Raw genomic sequence first — 19,593 nt, forward strand, 5'->3', positions numbered from 1 at the left:
GTGCATCAACCGCCCCGTGTTACGGCTGCCCCGGCTTGAGTCGCACGAAAAGGGCGTTCGCCTCGGTCAGCAAGGTGTCCCCGTCGCGCAACCGGCCGGACACGAAGATCTTGCGTCCGTCCTCGACATCGACTCCCGCGTCGAACTGCAACTCCCTTTCGATCGGCACGATATTGCGGTAGTCGATCTTGAGGTATGCGGTGCGCTGACGGCGGCTGCCGGTGAGCACCGACGCCGTCAGCCCGAGCACCGTGTCGAACAGCATGCCGAGCGATCCGCCGTGTACGGCTCCGTTGCGGCCGAGGTGGAAGCGGGCGAACCGGGCCCAGCCCTCGATGCGGCCCGCGTCGGTCTTGTGCGCCTGCATCGGGATGGTCAGGACGTTGCCCCGCATCGGCAGGTCCATCCGCCGCCCCGACGGCGACTGCCATTCGTCGGCGTCGAACGGGGCCAGCAGTGCGGACAGTTCTTCGAGCCGGTTGGCTGCTTCCGTGATCACCTCGTCCGGCGCGTCGACAGCCCGGGCGTGGTCCTGCAGCCTGCGCACCCCTTCGATGAAACGGTGGTAATCCGGGCCGCCCTTGTCGGTGGGTTCAGGGGGGTTGAATCCCCCGCCGGGGTGCGGGGCCGCGTTGCTCGTCACCAAGACACCGTATGCGAGCCCCGAGGGGCGCCGGTCGCGCTAACCGGGTTGGCCGGGGGCGCCCTGAACGCCCGCTTTCCCGGAGGCACCGCCGGCTCCGACGCCGGACGACCCGTCACCGCCCTTGCCGCCGGCGCCCAGGGCACCGCCCGCCCCTCCGGCGCCGCCCCCGCCACCCCCGCTGGCCGCACCGTTTGTGCCCGTATGACCAAACAACATGCCGGCCGATCCGCCGATCCCACCGCCACCGCTGCCGCCGCCATCGCCGCCGGCGCCACCGGCACCGCCGTCGCCACCCGCGCCGCCCGGTCCGCCCTGTCCGCCCTGACCGGCAAAGCCGCCGCCGCCGTTGCCACCAGTTGCTCCGGCGCCACCCACGCCGCCTGTGCCGCCGACGCCGCCCAGACCCGACCCACCGCCGCTGCCGCCGTCACCGATCAACAGGCCGCCGCGTCCGCCGTTGCCGCCGTCGCCGCCCAGACCGCCGACGCCTCCGGTGCCGCCGGCGCCACCGGGACCCGCGTTGCCGCCAAAACCACCGCTGGCAAAGTTGGCCCCGCCTGCGGTAGCGGAGCCGCCCTCACCGCCACTGCCTGCAGTACCGCCCGTGGCTCCCGAGCCACCTCCACCGCCCGTGCCCCCCAGGCCGCCGGCACCGCCGTTCCCGATAAGCAGCCCCGCATTGCCGCCGTGACCGCCCGCGCCACCGGTCCCGCCGGCACCGCCCGACACCCCGGTTGCGCCACCGCCACCCGCTCCGCCACTGCCGCCAACGCTGTTGCCGGAAATGTTGCTGAGCGCCCCGCCGCCGGCACCGCCTGCACCGCCTGCACCACCGGGCGCGCTGGCGATGTTCCCATTGCCGCCGATGCCTCCATTGCTGGCCCCGTTGTCAACGAACACGAACCCACCCTCGCCGCCGGCGCCGCCGTTTCCGCCCGCTCCGCCCGTGCCCCCGTTGCCACCGATACCGTCTCCGACCGCGCCGGCGAAGATTCCCGCGAAACCGCCGGCACCACCGGTACCGCCGGTGGAGCCGAGGCCGACGTCCGCCCCGTCTCCCCCGGTGCCCCCGACCACTCTTCCGTTGACACCGCTCAACACGTCAATGCTGCCGGGGGCGCCCGTGGCGCCGACTCCACTGATGCTCGGATTGATGCCCGCCGCACCGGTGAGGCCGGTACCGCCTTGACCGCCAACTCCGCCGTCGCCGAACAAGAGGGCACTGCCGCCAGCGCCTCCATGCCCGGCGATTCCTCCCTTGATGCCTGCCATCGCCGCCCCGCCGTTTCCTCCCGCGCCACCGTTACCGAACAGCAGTCCACCGGTGCCGCCGGAGCCACCCGCCACGCCGGCGCCACCCGTACCGCCGGCACCGCCGTTACCCAGCAGGCCCGCCGCGCCACCATTGCCGCCCACCTGACCCGGCAGGCCGTCGCCGCCGCGGCCACCGTTGCCGAAGAGCAACCCGCCCGCACCGCCGTTCTGCCCTGGTCCGCCGTTGCTGCCGTCGCCGATCAACGGTCGCCCCAGCAGCGCCTGCGTCGGTGCGTTGACCACACCGAGGATTTGTTGTTCCACGGCTTGCAGCGGCGAGGCGTTGGCCGCCTCGGCGCCCGCGTACGTCCCGGCGCCCGCGATCAATGCCTGCACAAATTGCCCGTGAAACGTCGCGGCCTGCGCGCTGACCACTTGGTACGCCTGCGCGTATCCACCGAATAGAGCTGCAACGGCCTCCGACACCTCGTCGGCCCCGGCGGCAAGCACCGACGTCGTCGGGCCCAGCGCTGTCGCGCCGGCCCCGGCAAGTGCGTCGCCAATACGGCCCACATCCCCTGCCGTGGCGGACAATAACGCCGGTATCGCAACTACGTATGACATGAGAACCTCCTGCAACGAATCAGTGCTGGATGAACACGAACGGCCATATTCAGGGCTCCTTTCGTCGGAGATAGGGAACTCGGAGATAGGGAACAAAGCCCTTCACCGTTGACCATGACGTGGACGCCTGCGTGTCAGGCAACGCATGCATCAACCGTGCTGCCCGGTCCCGCCGGGGCTGCCGGGGCTCCCGTCAGTGCCGTTCAGGCCGCTCGAGGTGTTCCCGACGCCTTTGGCCCCGCCCTTGCCGAAGGCGCCGCCCGCTCCACCCTGCCCACCGGCACCGCCCTGGCCGGCGGTTCCGTTGGTGCCCTCTTCGCCGAAAAGCAGTCCGCCGGCACCGCCCAAGCCCCCGACGCCGCTGCCGCCCCCGGCACCCCCCGTACCACCGGTGCCTCCGTCACCACCTCCGCCCCCGGAGCCGCCCGCGCCGGCAACGCCGGTACCGGTTGCGCCACCTCCGTTACCCCCAAACCCGCCGGCACCGCCCACGCCGCCGGTACCGCCGGCGCCACCAACGCCCGCAGCGCCACCGGCACCGCCATTGCCGATCAGGAAACCGCCGGCACCGCCGTTTCCACCCCGCCCACCCGATCCCCCGCTTCCTCCGAGCCCGCCCGTACCGCCGTCTCCTGCGGCGCCGCCATTGCCGCCCTTGGCGCCGCTACTCCCACCGAGGGCTGTCGCCTTCCCACCATTGCCCGCGTCACCACCGTCACCACCGGCCGCACCAACTCCCCCGATCCCGCCCTGCCCACCGACGCCGCCGTGACCCCCCTGCCCGACGAAGACGCCACCACGCCCGCCGTCACCGCCCGCACCCCCGGCACCACCCGCACCGCCAGCGGTGCCGAAGCCACCGTCACCGCCTCTACCGCCGGCACCGCCGAAACCCCCGGCTCCTATGCTGTCGGCGCTGGCGCCATGGCCTCCGGCCCCGCCAACCCCACCGGACGCCTGCGCGGCGGCGCCATCTCCGCCGATGCCGCCGATTGCGGTACCGCCCCCGCCGTACGCCGTTCCGCCACTGCCGCCATTTCCCCCGTTGCCACCGGCGCCGCCGGCGCCGCCGTTGCCGCCGATCGCGAAATTCGTCAGGGAATTGGCGCTGCCACCATTTCCTCCGGTGCCGCCGCCGGCACTGAGCCCACCGTCGCCGCCGGTGCCTCCTGAGGTGCCGTAGGCGCTGCCGCTCACGGAATCATTCAGGCCCGGCGTCCCGGAAGCGGTCGGGCCGTTCACCACCGGATTCACCCCGTTGACTCCCGCCAGGCCGCTACCGCCCTGTCCGCCGGCCCCACCGTCGCCAAACAGCAGGGCGTTGCCGCCATGGCCGCCCTGGCCGGGAATGCCGCCGTTGATACCGGCCAGCGCGGCGCCACCCTGACCACCCGCGCCGCCGTTGCCGAACAGCCATCCACCGCTGCCGCCGTTGCCGCCGACCGCACCGGCTCCCCCGGTGCCTCCGGCTCCGCCGCTGCCAATCAATCCGGCCGCGCCGCCGTTGCCGCCCACCTGTCCCGGCAGCCCGTCGCCCCCGCGGCCGCCGTTGCCGAACAGCAATCCGCCGGCCCCGCCGTTACGGCCGGGTGCGCCGGCGGCGCCGTCGCCGATCAGCGGGCGGCCCAGCAGCGCTTGGGCGGGCGCATTCACCACGCCCAGCAGAAGTTGGTCAGCGCTGGTGGCCTCGGCACCGGAATACGCCAGGGCACCGGCATTGAGTGCCTGCACGAACTGTGCGTGAAATACGGCGCTCTGCGCGCTGACGGCCTGATAGGCCTGCGCGTGCCGACCGAACACGGTCGCGATCGCCGCCGATACTTCGTCGGCCGCTGCAACCAGCACCTCAGCCGTCGGGGCGAAAGCCGCTGCGTTGGCCGCCCCGAGCGCGGCGCGGATGCTGGCGAGATCCGTTGCTGCGGTGGCTAATAGCTGCGGGTGAGCGACGACAAACGGCATGGCGGCCTCCAGTTAGGACCCACTCCCGGTTCGGGCACACGTATTGTGCGCCGCGGGACCGCTATGCGTTTGCGTTTCGGACTGAACCTAAATCAGTTCGCACTCCACCGGCGAAATTGAATTCAATTGCTTTGTGCGGCACCGGCCGCCGACAATGCCTCGAATTCTTCATCGGTGAGGTCGATGTCCGCGGCAGCGACGTTCTCTTCCAGGTGCGCGACCTTGGACGTGCCCGGGATCGGCAGCATCACCGGTGACCGTTTGAGCAGCCAGGCCAGCGCCAGCTGTGACGGCGTCGCGCCGTGCGCGGCGGCGATCTTGTGCAGCGGCCCGTCCGGTGCCGCCAGCGGACCGGACGCCAGCGGAAACCACGGGATGAATCCGATGCCCTGCGTCGTCGCGGCGTCGAGCAGCGGTTCGGCGGTACGGGTCGTCAGGTTGTACATGTTCTGCACCGACACGATCGCGGCGATCTCGCGGGCGGCGTTGAGTTGGTCCACGTCGATTTCGGACAGGCCGATATGGCGGATCTTGCCTTCGCCCTGCAGCGTCACCAATTCACCCAATTGGTCGCTCAGCGGAAAATTCGGGTCGATGCGATGCAACTGGAACAGATCGATCGTCTCGACGCCGAGCCGACGCAGGCTCATCTCGCACTCTTGCCGGAGATAACTCGGATTCCCCAGGGGAATCCAGACATTCGGCCCGGTGCGCAGCAGCCCGGCCTTAGTGGCGATCACCAGACCCGGGTAAGGGTGCAACGCCTCGCGGATGATCTCTTCGGACACGTAGGGGCCGTAGGAATCGGCGGTGTCGATGAAATTCACGCCGAGGTCGACGGCCCGACGCAGCACACGCACACATTCGTCGCGGTCAGCCGGCGGCCCCCAGACGCCGTCGCCGGTCAACCGCATGGCGCCGAATCCGAGTCGATTGACGGTCAGGTCGCTTCCCAGGGTGAATCTTCCCGATACGTGTGCAGCCACGGTGTCGACCGTACGCGCGTTGGGCGGCGAGTTCTGCTCTACAACCGCGCGACCTCAGCTCAACCACGGCGCGACGAAGCGGCGGACGATCGCCTCTTCCGCGCCGTCAATGCCGGTGACCGGCCAATAGAGCAGGCCCAGCACTACCCGCACCATCCACAATGCGGCGAGCTTGTCATCACCGGGTAGGCCGGCGATAACGGCCGCCGCCTCGGGAATGCGCGGCGAACCGATCAGCGTCTGTTCCACCAGTCGGCCCGTCTCCCGCGAAGCACCTACCGACGCGAATACCGGATGCGAGCGAAGGACCTTGAGTGACACCAGGATTGCTCCCACAGTGCGTTCCTCTGCGGGCAGCGCTTTGACCGTCTGCGCCACCGTTTCGGCCACCTGGTTGGTCGCCCGAATCAAGATCGCATCCCGGATCGCGTCAATCCCGCCCGCGTGCCGGTACACAGTCGCGCGTGAACAACCGACGTTCCGGGCAATCAGATCGATACTGAGCCGATCAAAGCCACGAGTCTCCACCAGTGCAGCAGCGGAATCGTAGATGCGCTCCCGCGCGTGATGACGCCTATCGCCGGCCAGCCAATCCACGGCCCTGATACTAACGACATCGATCGCGCGATCGGCGCGCATTTGTGATCAAATGTTCACGGCGTTGCTCAATTGTCCGTGTGTGCCGATGTTTAGCACCGAATCGAGCCCCGTACACCGTTGATCAATATGTCTCGCGGTGAGACGCCGCCGCGCTGCACCCGGGGCAAAAGCGCTGGTCGAGCGGTCGAGGTGAGACACCGCGGCGCCACCGAATTCACGGCCGATTATCGATTCCCGGCAACCGCTTGACACTTTCCATCACTACACCGAATGATCCTGTTATGCAAATGAATTCGGCCGCGTTGCCACAGCATGGCGGCGTGCCGAATGGGCATTGCGCGGCCCCACAACGGTCGGGCACGGCCGGGGTTGCAGTGCGCGACCTCACCTTCTTTCGTGGACATCGAACCCCACGCCACGAATAGGTGACGCGGCCGGCCCCGAATCCGTAAATCGGATAGTGACAGCTCGCGCTGTGGCCTGCACCCGGATCACTTATTGCCGTCGTGCGCCGGTTAACCGTGCGCACGGCTATTTCCGCTCGGCAGATTGAATTAGTTGGAGGATGGCGATGTCTCTGGTAACCGCGACCCCGGAATTGATTGCAGCGGCGGTGACAGATCTCAACCGGCTGGGTGCTGCGATCAGTACGGCGAATGCGACGGCCGCCCGGTCTACCACCACACTGGCCGCCGCCGCCGAGGACGAGGTATCAGCCGCCATTGCAGCGCTTTTCGGCAACCACGGTCGCGAGTACCAGGCTCTGGGCAGTCGACTGTCGGCATTTCACGAGCAGTTTTCGGCCCTCATGACGTCAAGCGCGCAGTCATATGCGAGCGCCGAGCTCGTCAACGCCGAACAGCTGCTGCTCAACGTGATCAATACGCCCACCGCGACATTGCTGGGACGTCCTTTGATCGGTAAGGGCGCCGACGGCGCGGCGCCGGGCCAGGCGGGCGGCGCCGGCGGGCTGCTGTGGGGCAACGGTGGTAACGGGGCCGACGGGGTCGCCCCCGGGGTCGCCGGCGGCTCCGGAGGCGCAGCCGGGTTGATCGGCCGCGGCGGCGCGGGTGGAACGGGCGGAGCGGGTGCCATGGGCGGCGCGGGCGGCCGCGGTGGGTGGCTGTTCGGTCACGGCGGAACCGGTGGTGCGGGCGGTGTTGCGGCGTTGCCCGGTGCCGTCGGCGGCACCGGGGGTACCGGCGGCGCCGGCGGAATGTTGTGGGGCAACGGCGGAGCGGGTGGCGCGGGCGGAACCGCCACAACGCTCGATGCCGTGGGTGGAGCGGGCGGGCAGGGCGGTCGGGCGGTCCTGTTCGGCAACGGTGGCACCGGCGGCGCGGGCGGCGCCGGCGCCGCCGGCATCGCCGGTATCGCAGGCGGTGTGGGGACAGGCGCCGACGGGACGGCCGGCGGTGCCGGGGGCAACGGTGGTCAGGGCGGCAACGGCGGGTCTGGCGGCTGGCTGATCGGCAACGGCGGCTTCGGCGGCGCAGGCGGGACGGGCGGTGCCGGCGGCTCCGGCGGGGCCGGCGGCAGCGGGGCCGACGCGTTGGTCGCCGGCGGGACGGGCCTGACCGGCGGTAACGGGGGCGACGGCGGGTCCGGCGGAGCCGGTGGCGAAGCCGGCACGGGCGGCAGCGGCGGACTGCTGGGGGTGAGTCGCGGACCCGGTGTCGGCGGGGCAGGCGGAGCCGGTGGCGCCGGCGGTGTGGCCGGCGATGGCGGCGCGGGGGCCAACGGTACGGCGGGCCATGTCGACGGCGGCGCCGGCGGTCAGGGCGGTGACCCGGGCTCCGGTGGCAGGGGCGGCGCCGGCGGGACCGGTGCCAACCCCGGAACTGCCGGCGCAACCGGCAGCACCCCCGGCACCGGTGGCAACGGCGGCTCCGGCGGCCGTGGCGCCGATGCCAACACCCCGGGCGGCACCGGCGGTGCCGGCGGCAGAGGCGGTGACGCGGGCAGCGTCGGCACTGGCGGCGCCGGCGGCAACGGTGGCGACGGCCTGGCCGGCGAGGCGGGCGACACGGCCACCGCAGCGGGAAGTTCGGGTACCGCCGGCACCCACGGCGGGTCCGGCGGCCGCGGTGGGGATGGCGGCCTGGGCGGCACTATTTCCGGTGATGGCGGCGCCGGTGGCGGCGGCGGCAAAGGCGCGGCCGGCGGAGCCGGCGGAGCGGGCGGCTCGGGCACCACCGCGACCACGGCCGGCACCGCAGGCATGACCGGCGGCAATGGCGGCGCCGGCGGGGACGGCGGTGCGGGCGGTGACGGCGGCCAGGGCGGCGCGGCACGGGCCGCCGGCCAGACCGGCAGCCACGGGGCCGGCGGCGTAGGCGGCAACGGAGGGGCCGGCGGTCATGCCGGCGACGGCGGCAACGGCGCCGACGGGACCTTCGCCGGCGGTGACACCGGCAACGGCGGAGCCGGCGGTTCCGGCGGCAATGCCGGGACCGGTGGAACCGGCGGAAGCGGCGGCGCCAGCGGCGCTACCACCCGCGCCGCCCACGGCGCGGCGGGACTCAGCCCGACCAGTGGCAATGGCGGGACCGGCGGCCGCGGAGCAGACGCCACCACCCCGGGCGGCACTGGCGGTGCCGGTGGCAGGGGCGGCAGCGGCGGGTCGTTCGGCAACGGCGGGGACGGCGGCGCGGGTGGTCGCGGTGCGGCCGGCGGTGTCGGCTCGGATGCCGGTACGCCCGGTGGCACCGGCGGAACCGGGCACAGCGGCGGCGTCGGGGGCGCCGGGGGCAGCGGTGGCGACGGCGGAACCCAGGCGGGCAACGGCGGCGCCGGCGGCGCCGGGGGCGGCGGCGGTGACGGCGGTGCAGGAGGTCGCGGCGCACGGGGCGCCGACGCCACTGCGGCGGGCGCGGCCGGCGATGCGGGCGGCACCGGCGGTACGGGCGGAACCGGCGGGGCCGGGGGCACCGGCGGGGCAGGTGGAGCCGCGCGGTCGGCGTCCGGGCTTGCGGGCAGCCAGGGCGTCGGCGGAGCCGGCGGCACCGGCGGGATTGGGGGCGTCGCCGGCGACGGAGGTACCGGGGCCGCCGGCGACCTGACCGTCAACGGCGGTGTCGGCGGAGCCGGGGGTGCCGGTGGCGACCCGGGCACCGGCGGCGCGGGCGGCGCCGGGGGTGCCGGTGCCAGCACCGGTAAGCAGGGCGCCACCGGCGGCACCGCCACCAGCGGCGGCAACGGCGGCAACGGCGGCGCCGGCGCCTCCGCCTCCACGCCCGGCAGCGCCGGGGCGGCCGGCGGCAACGGCGGTGACGGCGGGCGAGTCGGCAACGGCGGAGCGGGCGGCACCGGCGGCAACGGCGCAACCGGCACCACGGGATCAGCTGCGGCCGCGGCGGGGGCAACCGGCGGGACCGGTGGCACTGGCGGCGCCGGTGGTCAGGGCGGCGTCGGCGGTCAGGGCGGAACAGAGGCCGGTAACGGCGGTGCCGGTGGCGCCGGCGGGCTCGGTGGCGCGGGCGGGACGGGAGGCACCGGTGGACGCGGTGCTGATGCCACCGCTCCGGCCGCAACCGGTGGCGAAGGCGGTGACGGCGGCAGCGGCGGAGCCGGTGGCGTAGGCGGTGCCGGTGGAGCGGGCGGCGCCGCCCGCTCCGGTACGGGCCTGGCCGGCGATCGTGGTGCCGGTGGCACCGGCGGCACCGGCGGCACCGGCGGGACGGCCGGTGACGGCGGCACCGGGGGCAACGGCAGCCTGTCGATCAACGGGGGCACCGGCGGGACCGGCGGCACCGGCGGCGACCCCGGCGCCGGTGGTGCCGGCGGGGCCGGCGGAAAGGGCTCCATCGCCGGCAAAGACGGTGCGGCCGGCAACGCCGCCACCACCGGCGGCAACGGCGGCCGGGGCGGCACTGGCGCCGATGCGACCGTGCTGGGTGGCACGGGCGCGGCGGGGGGTAGAGGTGGCGACGGCGGGCTGGTCGGCAACGGCGGCATGGGCGGGACCGGCGGCGCCGGCGGCACCGGTGTTGCCGGCGACTCGGCGGTCGCCTTCGGCGACTCGGGTCACCAGGGCAAGACCGGCGGTACAGGCGGCGTCGGCGGCGCCGGAGGTAGGGGTGGCGCCCTCGCCGGCGACGGCGGAGCCGGCGGCATGGGCGGGACCGGCGGGGTCGGCGGTGCCGGCGGCTTCGGCCAGTCGGGCTTGTCCGGCCTGTTCGCCGACGGCTCGGGGCAAAACGGTGGCAGTGGCGGCGCTGGGGGAACTGGCGGAACCGGCGGGGCGGGCGGCGCCGGCGGAACCGCGCTGGCCGCGAGTGGGAAGAACGGCAGCCAGGGCGCGGGCGGGACCGGCGGGGCGGGCGGTGCCGGAGGTGCCCCCGGTTATGGCGGCGCCGGTCTCGCGGGCGACTGGGCAGTCAACAATGGCGTCGGCGGCACCGGCGGCAACGGTGGCAACCCCGGCGCTGGTGGAACCGGCGGGGCCGGCGGCGCCGGCTCCAGTGCCGGTAAGCAGGGCGCTACCGGCAGCGCTCCCGGCAGCGGCGGCGACGGTGGTGCGGGCGGCGCCGGCGCGAACGCCACCACTCCCGGGGGCACCGGCGCGGCCGGCGGCCGAGGCGGCAACGGCGGTCTCGTCGGCAACGGAGGTAACGGCGGCAACGGCGGCAACGGCGGAACCGGCAACGCGGGCGCTGACACCTCCCCCGGCGGTACCGGGAATACGGGCGGAGTTGGCGGCACCGGCGGAGCCGGCGGTCAGGGCGGCAAGGGTGGGACCCTGGCCGGCAACGGCGGGAACGGCGGCACGGGCGGAACAGGCGGCACCGGCGGCACCGGCGGCACCGGCGGTCGCGGCACCGACGGCAGCTTGTTCGGCGCAGCAGGCGGCGACGGCGGCGACGGCGGCAAGGGCGGATTCGGTGGTGGCGGCGGCGCCGGCGGAGCCGGTGGCGTCGCCCAGTCCGCGACCGGCAAGGCCGGCAGCCAGGGCGCCGGCGGCGCGGGCGGAGCGGGCGGCACCGGCGGCGTCGCGGGCGACGGCGGCAACGGCGCGGCGAACATCAACGGTGACACGGGCGGTGCGGGCGGCAACGGCGGTGACCCAGGCTCCGGCGGCACCGGCGGCCTGGGCGGGTCCGGCTCGAGCGCCGGCAAACAGGGCGCCACCGGCGTGTCCCCCACCAGCGGCGGCAACGGCGGGAAGGGCGGCAACGGCGGCGTCGCCGGCACGCCTGGCGGCACCGGCGGCATCGGCGGCAAGGGCGGCAACGGCGGCCTGGTCGGCAATGGCGGCGCCGGAGGGAACGGCGGCGCGGGCGGCCAAGGTCAGCAGGGTCCTGGGGGCGCCTCGCCCGGGGCGTCGGGAGGATCCGGAAGCACCGGTGGAATCGGCGGCGCCGGCGGCGCCGGCGGGTTGGGTGGCGCGCAGGCCGGCAATGGCGGAGCCGGCGGAACCGGTGGCGTCGGCGGAGTCGGCGGCACCGGCGGCACGGGTGCCGACGGCTCTGACGCCACCGCCGCCGGCGCCACCGGCGGGAAAGGTGGCGGCGGCGGTGTCGGAGGCACCGGCGGTAAAGGTGGTGCCGGAGGCCAGGGCGGCCAGGCGCTGGCCGGTTCGAGCAAGAGCGGCGGCCAAGGCGCTGGTGGAGCGGGTGGCGCGGGCGGCACCGGAGGAACTGCCGGTGACGGCGGCCGTGGTGGCGACGGCGACGTGACGGTCAACGGCGGTGTGGGCGGTCGTGGTGGCGACGGCGGTAACCCCGGCACTGGCGGCTCCGGCGGAGCCGGCGGCACCGGTTCGAGCACCGGCAAGCAGGGTGCCGCGGGTGCCGTGCCTACCAGTGGCGGCAACGGTGGAACGGGCGGCACCGGTGCGGCCGCCACCACGCCGGGCGGTGCCGGAGCTGCTGGCGGCCGAGGTGGTGACGGCGGACAGGTCGGCAACGGCGGAACCGGCGGTACCGGCGGTGCCGGCGCTGACGGCGTCGACGGCGAGAACGGCAGCGCCCCGGGCATCCGCGGTACCGATGCGAGTGCCGGTGGGACAGGCGGCATCGGCGGGGCCGGCGGCAAGGGCGGCACGCTGGCCGGCAACGGCGGACTGGGTGGCGCCGGCGGCGCCGGCGGGAACGGCGGCACCGGCGGGAACGGCGTGGACGGCATGGACGGAATCGGTACCGGCGTGAGCGGTCAGAGCGGCGGCAGCGGAGGGCGCGGCGCAGACGGCGGCGCGGGCGGCGCCGGGGGCGCCGGAGGAGCCGCGCAAGCCGCCACCGGCAAGGCTGGAATCCAGGGCGTCGGCGGGGCCGGCGGCAACGGCGGTAACGGTGGCACCGCAGGCAACGGCGGCAATGGCACCGACGGCAAGGGCGGCGGTGAAGGCGGCGGTTACGGCGGGGCCGGCGGCTACGCAAGCAAGGGCGGCGTGGGCGGTGTCGGGGGCGCCGGCTCCACAGCCGGCAAGACGGGCGCGGCCGGCGTGCAACAAGCGGGCGGCAACGGCGGTCGCGGGGGTGACGGTGGAGGCGCCGGCCTCTCCGGCAAGGGCGGCATGGGTGGCTGGGGCGGCTCCGGCGGCGACGGTGCGACGGGTGGCCACGGCGGCGACGCGGGCAATGGCGGTGCCGGCGGGCTGGTCGGCACGGGCGGTCAGGGCGGAAAGGGCGGCCATGGGGGCTACGGCCAAGTCGGCGCCGGCGGCTCCGGCGGCGACGGCGGCGACGGCGGCAAAGGATCGCAGGGCACCGGCAACGGCGGTGCCGGCGGGGACGGCGGGACCGGCACCACCACGGGCGGCCGCGGCGGCAATGGCGGGCGAGGTGGTGATGGCCTCGGCGGTGAGGCCACCGGAACGGGCGGCGACGGCGGCGACGGCGGCAACGGCGGCTCGGGCCTGACCGGGGCCGGCGGCAAGGGCGGCAACGGCGGTGCCGGCGGTACAGGCGGCAGTGGTCCGTTACCGCCGTTCGGACAGGGTGGCTCACCGGGTGGCAAGGGCGGCGACGGCGGCAACGGCGGCAGCGGCAACATCCTCGGCAACCTGGAACCCGGCGGCGGCGGCCGGACGGGCCAGGACGGCCTCCCCCCCGATGGCTTCAGCGGTGCGGGTGGCAGAGGCGGCGCCGGCGGCACCGGAGGATCCGGCGGCGGATCCTGAGCGGATTAGTGGCAAGCTGGGCCGGGTGGACCTGCACGCGCTCGCCCAGGAACAGCTGACCTATCAGGAAGTGGGCGCCACCGCCGCCGATCAGCTTCCGCCGGGCTACGACCACATGAGCGCGTCGGCGCAGATCGGCACTGGGCGGGACCGCTTCGAGCAGGCAGCCAAGGCGCTCATGCATTGGGGCATGCAACGAGGCGCCGGGCTGCGGGTGAACGCCAGCACCGACACCGTCGCCGTCTCCTCGGTGGTCGTCGTCACGATGCTGGGCGTCCTGCGCGCGCCGTGCCGGGTGGTGTACGTGATCGAAGAGCCCGACGTCCGCGGCTTCGCCTACGGCACACTGCCGGGCCATCCGGAGTCCGGCGAGGAGCGATTCGCCGTCCGCTACGACCCGGGCACCTCGGCGGTCTATGCCGAAGTCTCCGCGTTCTCCCGGCCGGCCACCTGGTACAGCAAGCTGGGCGGGCCTTTCGTCACGGTCGCGCAACGGGTGATCGCCAAGCGCTATCTGCGCGGGGTCTGACGCGCCTTACCCCGTCCACCGGGTCAGCAGGTGTCGGGCTCCCGAACACAGCGCCTCGATGACCTCAGCCACGCTGGCATCGTCGCGAATCATCCCGACCCCCTGGCCCGCGTCGACCGGTGTCAGCGGCCCGGCACACGCCGCCGGGTCGCGGGCAAGAGCCTCCTCACGGCCCGTCCAGCGCGCGACGAACTCGTCGGCCAGCACCCGCGACGGAAACCTCTGCGGCCACGGCAGCCCGGCGGCGACATCGAAGACGCGGGTGACCCGCGTGTCGGTCGCGGCCGCGTCGATCAGGGCTTGCCGGCCCGGGGCGCCGGTCAGCGCCTCCGGACAGGCGGCCAACCGGGTGCCGATCCACGCCCCGTCGGCGCCGGCGGCCAGCACCGCCGCCAGACTTCGCGGTGACGCGATCCCGCCGCCCGCCAGGACCGGGACATCCACGGCATCGAGCACGACGTCCAGCAACGGCAGCGTCGCCAACCGCACCTCGCCGTGGCCGCCGCCTTCCGCCCCGCGCGCCACCAGAACGTCCACCCCTGCATCAACTGCCCGGCGGGCGCCTTCCGCGTCGTAAACCTGTGTGGCGGTGGGTATTCCGACGTCGCGCGCGGCAGAAACCCAGGACAGGTCGGTGCCGAAACTGACCGACAACAGCGCCGGCCGGGCGGCCAGCGCGTCGTCGAGCAGTCCGCCCTGACTCCGCATCACCCAGTCGACCAGGCCGATCCCGAACCGCCCGCGCACCTGGCGCAGTTCGGCCGCCAGCGACGACCGGGTTGCGGTACTGCCCATCCCCACCATGCCCAAACCGCCGGCCGCCGTCACCGCCGTCGCCAGCCGTCCCCCCGCGACCCCGCCCATCGGCGCGTTGACGATCGGTACCCGCAACCCGAGGTCTCGCGACCACGGCGTGGCCAACACGGTCAGTGCGAGGCGCCCGGTTGTGACTTCAGCACGGTCAGCATCACCACCGAGTCCTGCACCGCCAGGAGGGCGTGACGCACCTGAGGGATGGCCAGATAGTCACCTGCCTTGCCCTCCCACGTGTCCTCGGCTGCGGTCAACCGCACATGACCCTCCAGCACCTGCAGGGTCGCCTCACCCGGGCTGTCATGTTCGGACAGCTCGTGCTCGGCCAGCAGGGCCAGCACGGTCTGGCGCAGTTCGTGGGTGTGACCCCCGTGGATGGTGTGGGCGGCGCGGCCGCTGTGCGTCGTGCGCGCCTCGGCAAGCTTTTCGGACGCCAGGTCTGTCAGCGAGATAGATTCCACGGCCCTCACCTTTCAGTTGTTCAGTAGCAGTATCCCCGCCACAAGCAACGCCACCACCTTGACCACCTCTAACCCGACGTAGGCGTAGTGGGCCCGGGAACGTGGTGCATCCAGCCCGGCGAGGACTTGGTCGGAGCGCCGGGTCAGACGGGGTCGCACGGCGATCAACTGCGCGGCCAGGACGACGGCGGCGACCGAAAACGCGGCCACGATCCGCGGCGGGGTCGGACCGGCCACCACCAGAGCCCCGATGGTCAGGGCGAATGCGACTTCTACGGTGTTGAGCGCGCGGAAGACCAGTCGGCCGATACCCAGCCCGATCTGCAATGTCACGTTCGGAGCCCGAAACTTCAGCGGAGCCTCCAGGAACGAGATGGCCAGCACCATGCCGAGCCAGACGAAAGTGACAGCGACCTCGATGGAGCGGCCCGCGTTCATGTCGTTGAGACGGCCGGTGCGAGGTGCGCAAGACACAGGTCGGGTGCGGCGAACGCTTCCAGGCGCTCCACGGTCACCGGCGCCGCCCAGGTTTCCAGGGCGCCGCGCATTAACCCGAGATGGACGGGGCAGATCACGCTCGACTGCCGTTCGGCGAGTTCGAGAAACGGGCAATGCCGCAGACCGAGCTGCCGCTTTCCGTCGGCGGCTTGCAGCTCGGGCTCAAAACCCAGATCGTCGAGAACGCCGATCAGGTGGGCGATGGATTGTTCAGCGTCCGGCTGAGGTCCGGGAGATCCGAGCCGCTCGCCCCACGCGCGGCCGGCAGCCACCGCCCGGGAGGCGGAATCGGGTTCGGCGGCAAGCCCGATGGCGAGGATCTCGGCCAACAGCCGGTATTGCCGGGTGCCTTCACGATCCATCTGCGCCACCGCCCGGAACATCAGGGGCGGGCGACCAGGGCCGCGACGAGACGGCTGCACGTGCTCCACGCGCCCCTCACCGACCAGGGTGTCCAGGTGGAAGCGCACGGTATTCGGGTGCACCCCGAGCTTCTTCGCGATCGCAGCGATGCTCAGCGGTGTGCGGGACGCCCGCAGAATCCGCAGCACCTCGCGACGGCGCCCGGTCGACTCTGGTCCCGAATCAGGATCTGCCATGGCGAGTCACTCACCCCTTCCGAGCGCGTGCGGCGTGGACTAGCGAGTTTACACAAGTAATATTGTACAAATACAGCACTGCCGTCTCCGGTATACCGGCTGCGCTACCTTTCTGTTCAGCAACACACTCCACTATGAACTCCGAAAAAGACCCGCTTCCGCTCTCCGCCCGGGACGATGCACACGTCCCCGGCCATTGGCTGCTGGCGCGGTTGGGCAAGCGGGTGCTGCGGCCCGGCGGCGTGGAGCTCACCCGCACCCTGCTGGCCCGCGCCGAGATCGCCAATGCCGACGTGCTGGAGCTGGCTCCGGGGCTGGGCCGCACGGCTGCGGAGATCATTGCCCGGGGGCCCAGGTCCTACGTCGGTGCGGAAGCCGACCCGGACGCGGCGAACCGGGTTCGCGGTGTGGTGGCGGGGCACGGTGAAGTGAAGAACATCGACGCAGCCGATACCGGTCTGCCCGACGCCAGCGCCGACGTGGTGATCGGCGAGGCGATGCTGACCATGCAGAGCGATACGGCCAAGCACGCCATCGTTGCCGAAGCCGCGCGGGTACTGCGGCCACGGGGACGTTACGCGATCCACGAGCTTGCCCTGACACCCGACGATCTGCCCGAAGAGGTGACCACCGATGTGCGGCAGTCGCTGGCCCGCGCGATCAAAGTCAATGCGCGCCCGCTGACGGTCGCGGAGTGGTCGGAGCTGCTCGGGGGCCATGGGCTGGTGGTGCAGCACGTCGCGACAGCGCCGATGGCGCTGCTGGCACCGCGGCGCGTGATTGCCGACGAAGGACTCCGGGGCGCAATCACATTCGGCAAGAACGTGCTCACCCAACCCGACGCCCGTAAACGGGTGCTGGCGATGCGCGAAACGTTCCGCAGGCACCGCGAGCGGTTGGCCGCGGTGGCCATCGTCGCGCAGAAGCCCGGTTAACCTCCCAGAGCGCGCCGGGCTCGCTGCAGGCTCTGCTCGATCAACCTGTCGGTTGCGCCGACGTAGCTCGGCGAAGGCTGCCGCCCGGCGAGTTCGGCGATTGCCTGTTGCTCTCCGAGAACGTCTGCCTTGCAGAGGTTTTCGTTCATCCGACCGGTGTGCACCTGCAGCCCGGCCAGCAGTTCGCCGCATTGCGAACCCGCCACCAGCGTGCGCCGGCCCAACGTGCGCACTGTGTCCCATTCGACATGCCAGGCGCCGTCGGGCCGCTCATCGTTGGCCAGTGCGGCCACCTGATGCAGCGTGGCGGCCACCGGCGGGGCCGCCAGCGCGGCCCGCCGGATCAGGATGGACAGCACGGGGTTTCGCTTGTGGGGCATCGCCGACGAACCGCCCCGACCCTCGGCGGCAGGCTCGCTCAGCTCACCGACCTCGGGGCGGGCCAGGGTGACGACGTCGGAGGCGATGCGACCCCAGCCATCGGTGCATGTCACCAGCGCATCGGCTACGGCGGTGAAGGGAGCCCGTGCGGTATGCCAGGGCGCACGGTAGTCCAGTCCCAACGTCGTCGCTGCGGTGCGCGCGACGCGTTCGGCGAGTTCGCCGGGGTCGGTGGCGCCGGTGCGCAGGGCGGCCAATTCCGCCGTGGCCGCCCACGTTCCGACTGCCCCGCCAAACTGAGCGGGGGTGGACAGGGCAGCAAGCCGGTCATGGGCGTCGAGTACGCCGGCAAGCCAGCCGGCCGCCTTGGCGCCGAACGTGGTCGGCGCGGCATGCTGGGTGAGCGTGCGGGCGACCATGGACGTGTCCCGATGCGTCTCGGCAAGTGCGGACAACGTGCCGATCTGTGTTTCCAGCTGGGTCCGCAGTTCGGCGAGGACGCCGCGCAACGCCAGCATCAGGGCGGTGTCGATGACATCCTGGCTGGTCAGTCCCCGGTGGATCCACGGGCTCACCGCCGGTACTGCCCGCCGGCGCAGCAGGGCCACCAGACCGATCACCGGAGTGCCGCCGTCCTCGGCGGTGACGGCGAGACGCTCGCAGTCCTGCTCCCCCACCAGCTTCCGCAGGTCGGCGCCCGATACGGGTGCCAAGCCGGCAGTCCCCAGCGCGCCCAACCAGGCAGACTCCACCGCGACCATCGACTGCAACAGCGCCCGATCGCTCATCTGCTCACCGGCACGTTCGTCACCGGGCCACAGCAGGTTGCTCACGTCCGGTCGTCCCGATAGGCCAGGAACACCGTCTGGTCAGGACCTTGCAGGCGCACATCGAAACGGTATCGCGTTCGGCGGGAATCACTTTCGGCGACACAGCGCATCGTCATCCGGCGCCGCGGTGCCAGGCCGCCCAGCTCCGGGACGGTGTCCAGGTCGGCATCAGGCAGATAGGCGCGGGTGAACAGCCGATCCAACAATCCCCGGGCGAAGACGGTGACCGCGAAGTACGGCGGCCGCCCGGCACCCGTCGGACCCGGGGCGAGCGTGGTGAACGCGTAGCGTCCGTCCGGGTCGGTCGCCGCCCGGCCCCAGCCGGTGAATGATTGACCGTCACGGCGCAGCAAACCTGACGACCGAAGGATTCGGCCTTCGCTATCGGGCTGCCAGATCTCCACCAATGCGTCCGGCACCGCAGCTCCGGCCCCGTCGTACACCGTGCCGTGCAATTCCAGCGCACCGGGAAATGCGGCGCCGACTAGTTCGCGGTCGCGCGGGAACGGCAGCCCGATGCCGAAGAATGGTCCGACCGTTTGCCCTGGGGTGCAACGGGATTCGGCCATCACATCAACCCCGGCTCAAGACGATGTCCCAGCGGTAGCCGGTTGCGTACTCCGGCTCGGTCACGTCATGGTCGTAGTGGGCCACCAACTGGTGCCGCGCCACGGGATCGAGGACGGACTGGACGATCGGATCCAGCGCGATGAGCGGGTCACCGGGAAAATACATCTGGGTGACCAGGCGCTGGGTGAAAGCGGTTCCGAACACCGAGAAGTGGATGTGCGCCGGCCGCCACGCGTTGTGGTGGTTGCGCCAGGGATAGGGACCCGGCTTGATGGTCGTAAACCGATAGGAACCGTCGGGGCCGGTCAGACAGCGGCCGGCGCCGGTGAAATTCGGGTCGAGCGGGGCGGGGTGCTGGTCACCTTCGTGGCGGTAACGCCCGCCGGCATTGGCCTGCCAGATTTCCAACAGCTGTCCGGCCAGCGGCCGGCCCTTGTCGTCCAACAGGTGTCCGGTCACGATGATGCGTTCCCCGATCGGTTCACCCCGGTGCCCGGCCGTCAGGTCGGCGTCAAGCGGGTCGGCATCCTGATGGCCGAAACACGGTGCCGATCGCTCGATCTCGTCGGGGTCGATGGCCAACAGCGGGTTGTCGGGGTGGCGCAGGATGCTACTGCGATAGGGCGGGTAATTCAGGCGCGGCGTTGCGTCGGCGCTGCCCGGCTGGTGGCCGACCGCGAGGGCGGCAATCTGCGCGGAGATGTCACGCTGCGACGCGACGCGCTCCCCGGCCTCCACACCGCGTGAGGCTACTCGCTGCCAATCGCTGCGCCGCCGCCGGCAAGTCC

15 protein-coding genes are annotated in these 19,593 nt (G+C 72.9%); 3 read left to right on the top strand and 12 right to left on the bottom strand.

Going from position 1 to position 19,593, the window contains the following annotated elements; all coding sequences use genetic code 11:
• Nucleotides 1–19 precede the first annotated feature (19 nt).
• The 5 genes from QXH22_RS02205 to QXH22_RS02225 all read right to left on the bottom strand — a co-directional run bounded on the left by QXH22_RS02205 (nucleotide 20) and on the right by QXH22_RS02225 (nucleotide 6,066).
• Nucleotides 20–643, bottom strand: coding sequence for a PaaI family thioesterase (locus QXH22_RS02205; protein ID WP_306241130.1), 624 nt, complete (start codon nucleotides 641–643; stop codon nucleotides 20–22).
• Between the two features lie 39 nt (nucleotides 644–682).
• Nucleotides 683–2,524 (bottom strand): PE family protein, encoded by a 1,842-nt coding sequence (locus QXH22_RS02210; RefSeq protein ID WP_306274834.1) that lies wholly within the window; start codon nucleotides 2,522–2,524, stop codon nucleotides 683–685.
• Nucleotides 2,525–2,674: 150 nt separating this feature from the next.
• Nucleotides 2,675–4,483, bottom strand: coding sequence for a PE family protein (locus QXH22_RS02215; RefSeq protein ID WP_306274835.1), 1,809 nt, complete (start codon nucleotides 4,481–4,483; stop codon nucleotides 2,675–2,677).
• 122 nt (nucleotides 4,484–4,605) lie between these two features.
• Complete coding sequence (locus tag QXH22_RS02220; protein WP_306241135.1) at nucleotides 4,606–5,469, bottom strand: aldo/keto reductase; 864 nt, start codon at nucleotides 5,467–5,469, stop codon at nucleotides 4,606–4,608.
• A gap of 54 nt (nucleotides 5,470–5,523) precedes the next feature.
• Nucleotides 5,524–6,066: a TetR/AcrR family transcriptional regulator gene (locus QXH22_RS02225; RefSeq protein ID WP_306241136.1), complete on the bottom strand. Its 543-nt coding sequence runs from the start codon at nucleotides 6,064–6,066 to the stop codon at nucleotides 5,524–5,526.
• 574 nt (nucleotides 6,067–6,640) lie between these two features.
• Between QXH22_RS02225 and QXH22_RS02230 the strand changes: the two genes are divergently transcribed.
• The gene (locus QXH22_RS02230) at nucleotides 6,641–13,189 is read left to right on the top strand and encodes a PE family protein (protein ID WP_306274836.1); all 6,549 of its coding nucleotides are present in this window, start codon (nucleotides 6,641–6,643) and stop codon (nucleotides 13,187–13,189) included.
• A gap of 25 nt (nucleotides 13,190–13,214) precedes the next feature.
• On the top strand, nucleotides 13,215–13,718 hold the full coding sequence (locus QXH22_RS02235) for a DUF1990 domain-containing protein (protein ID WP_306275942.1): 504 nt from the start codon (nucleotides 13,215–13,217) through the stop codon (nucleotides 13,716–13,718).
• A gap of 6 nt (nucleotides 13,719–13,724) precedes the next feature.
• Here QXH22_RS02235 and QXH22_RS02240 read toward each other — a convergent pair whose 3' ends face one another.
• From QXH22_RS02240 to QXH22_RS02255, 4 genes are read right to left on the bottom strand one after another with little or no spacing between them, the layout of a single operon-like run.
• Nucleotides 13,725–14,642: a nitronate monooxygenase family protein gene (locus tag QXH22_RS02240; RefSeq protein WP_306241138.1), complete on the bottom strand. Its 918-nt coding sequence runs from the start codon at nucleotides 14,640–14,642 to the stop codon at nucleotides 13,725–13,727.
• Between the two features lie 2 nt (nucleotides 14,643–14,644).
• The gene (locus QXH22_RS02245; protein WP_306241139.1) at nucleotides 14,645–14,992 is read right to left on the bottom strand and encodes a cupin domain-containing protein; all 348 of its coding nucleotides are present in this window, start codon (nucleotides 14,990–14,992) and stop codon (nucleotides 14,645–14,647) included.
• A 12-nt stretch (nucleotides 14,993–15,004) separates the two neighbouring features.
• A complete protein-coding gene (locus QXH22_RS02250; RefSeq protein ID WP_306241140.1) occupies nucleotides 15,005–15,430 on the bottom strand; it encodes a hypothetical protein in 426 nt (141 codons plus the stop codon).
• Nucleotides 15,427–16,089 (bottom strand): metalloregulator ArsR/SmtB family transcription factor, encoded by a 663-nt coding sequence (locus QXH22_RS02255; RefSeq protein ID WP_306241141.1) that lies wholly within the window; start codon nucleotides 16,087–16,089, stop codon nucleotides 15,427–15,429. Before QXH22_RS02255 ends, QXH22_RS02250 begins: the two co-directional genes overlap by 4 nt.
• Before the next feature lie 134 nt (nucleotides 16,090–16,223).
• On the opposite strand from QXH22_RS02255, the gene QXH22_RS02260 reads away from it, so the two are divergent.
• Complete coding sequence (locus tag QXH22_RS02260) at nucleotides 16,224–17,024, top strand: class I SAM-dependent methyltransferase (protein WP_306241142.1); 801 nt, start codon at nucleotides 16,224–16,226, stop codon at nucleotides 17,022–17,024.
• Here the strand turns inward: QXH22_RS02260 and QXH22_RS02265 are convergent.
• The 3 genes from QXH22_RS02265 to pcaH are packed head-to-tail and all read right to left on the bottom strand — an operon-like array spanning nucleotide 17,021 to nucleotide 19,543.
• Complete coding sequence (locus QXH22_RS02265; RefSeq protein WP_306274837.1) at nucleotides 17,021–18,238, bottom strand: lyase family protein; 1,218 nt, start codon at nucleotides 18,236–18,238, stop codon at nucleotides 17,021–17,023. The two genes, QXH22_RS02260 and QXH22_RS02265, sit on opposite strands and share 4 nt — an antisense overlap.
• Nucleotides 18,235–18,804, bottom strand: coding sequence for a protocatechuate 3,4-dioxygenase subunit alpha (pcaG, locus tag QXH22_RS02270; protein ID WP_306274838.1), 570 nt, complete (start codon nucleotides 18,802–18,804; stop codon nucleotides 18,235–18,237). The genes QXH22_RS02265 and pcaG overlap by 4 nt, the downstream gene beginning before the upstream one ends.
• A 4-nt stretch (nucleotides 18,805–18,808) precedes the next feature.
• On the bottom strand, nucleotides 18,809–19,543 hold the full coding sequence (gene pcaH, locus QXH22_RS02275; protein ID WP_306274839.1) for a protocatechuate 3,4-dioxygenase subunit beta: 735 nt from the start codon (nucleotides 19,541–19,543) through the stop codon (nucleotides 18,809–18,811).
• Between the last annotated feature and the right edge of the window lie 50 nt (nucleotides 19,544–19,593).

The organism is Mycobacterium sp. TY814 (assembly GCF_030755175.1).
GTDB lineage: Bacteria > Actinomycetota > Actinomycetes > Mycobacteriales > Mycobacteriaceae > Mycobacterium.

Bases quoted from the DNA above. Each gene is read 5' to 3' on its own strand.
- QXH22_RS02210 (WP_306274834.1), bottom strand. From the start codon at position 2,524: ATGTCATACGTAGTTGCGATACCGGCGTTATTGTCCGCCACGGCAGGG.
- QXH22_RS02215 (WP_306274835.1), bottom strand. From the start codon at position 4,483: ATGCCGTTTGTCGTCGCTCACCCGCAGCTATTAGCCACCGCAGCAACG.
- QXH22_RS02230 (WP_306274836.1), top strand. From the start codon at position 6,641: ATGTCTCTGGTAACCGCGACCCCGGAATTGATTGCAGCGGCGGTGACA.
- QXH22_RS02250 (WP_306241140.1), bottom strand. From the start codon at position 15,430: ATGAACGCGGGCCGCTCCATCGAGGTCGCTGTCACTTTCGTCTGGCTC.
- QXH22_RS02255 (WP_306241141.1), bottom strand. From the start codon at position 16,089: ATGGCAGATCCTGATTCGGGACCAGAGTCGACCGGGCGCCGTCGCGAG.
- QXH22_RS02260 (WP_306241142.1), top strand. From the start codon at position 16,224: ATGAACTCCGAAAAAGACCCGCTTCCGCTCTCCGCCCGGGACGATGCA.
- pcaG (WP_306274838.1), bottom strand. From the start codon at position 18,804: ATGGCCGAATCCCGTTGCACCCCAGGGCAAACGGTCGGACCATTCTTC.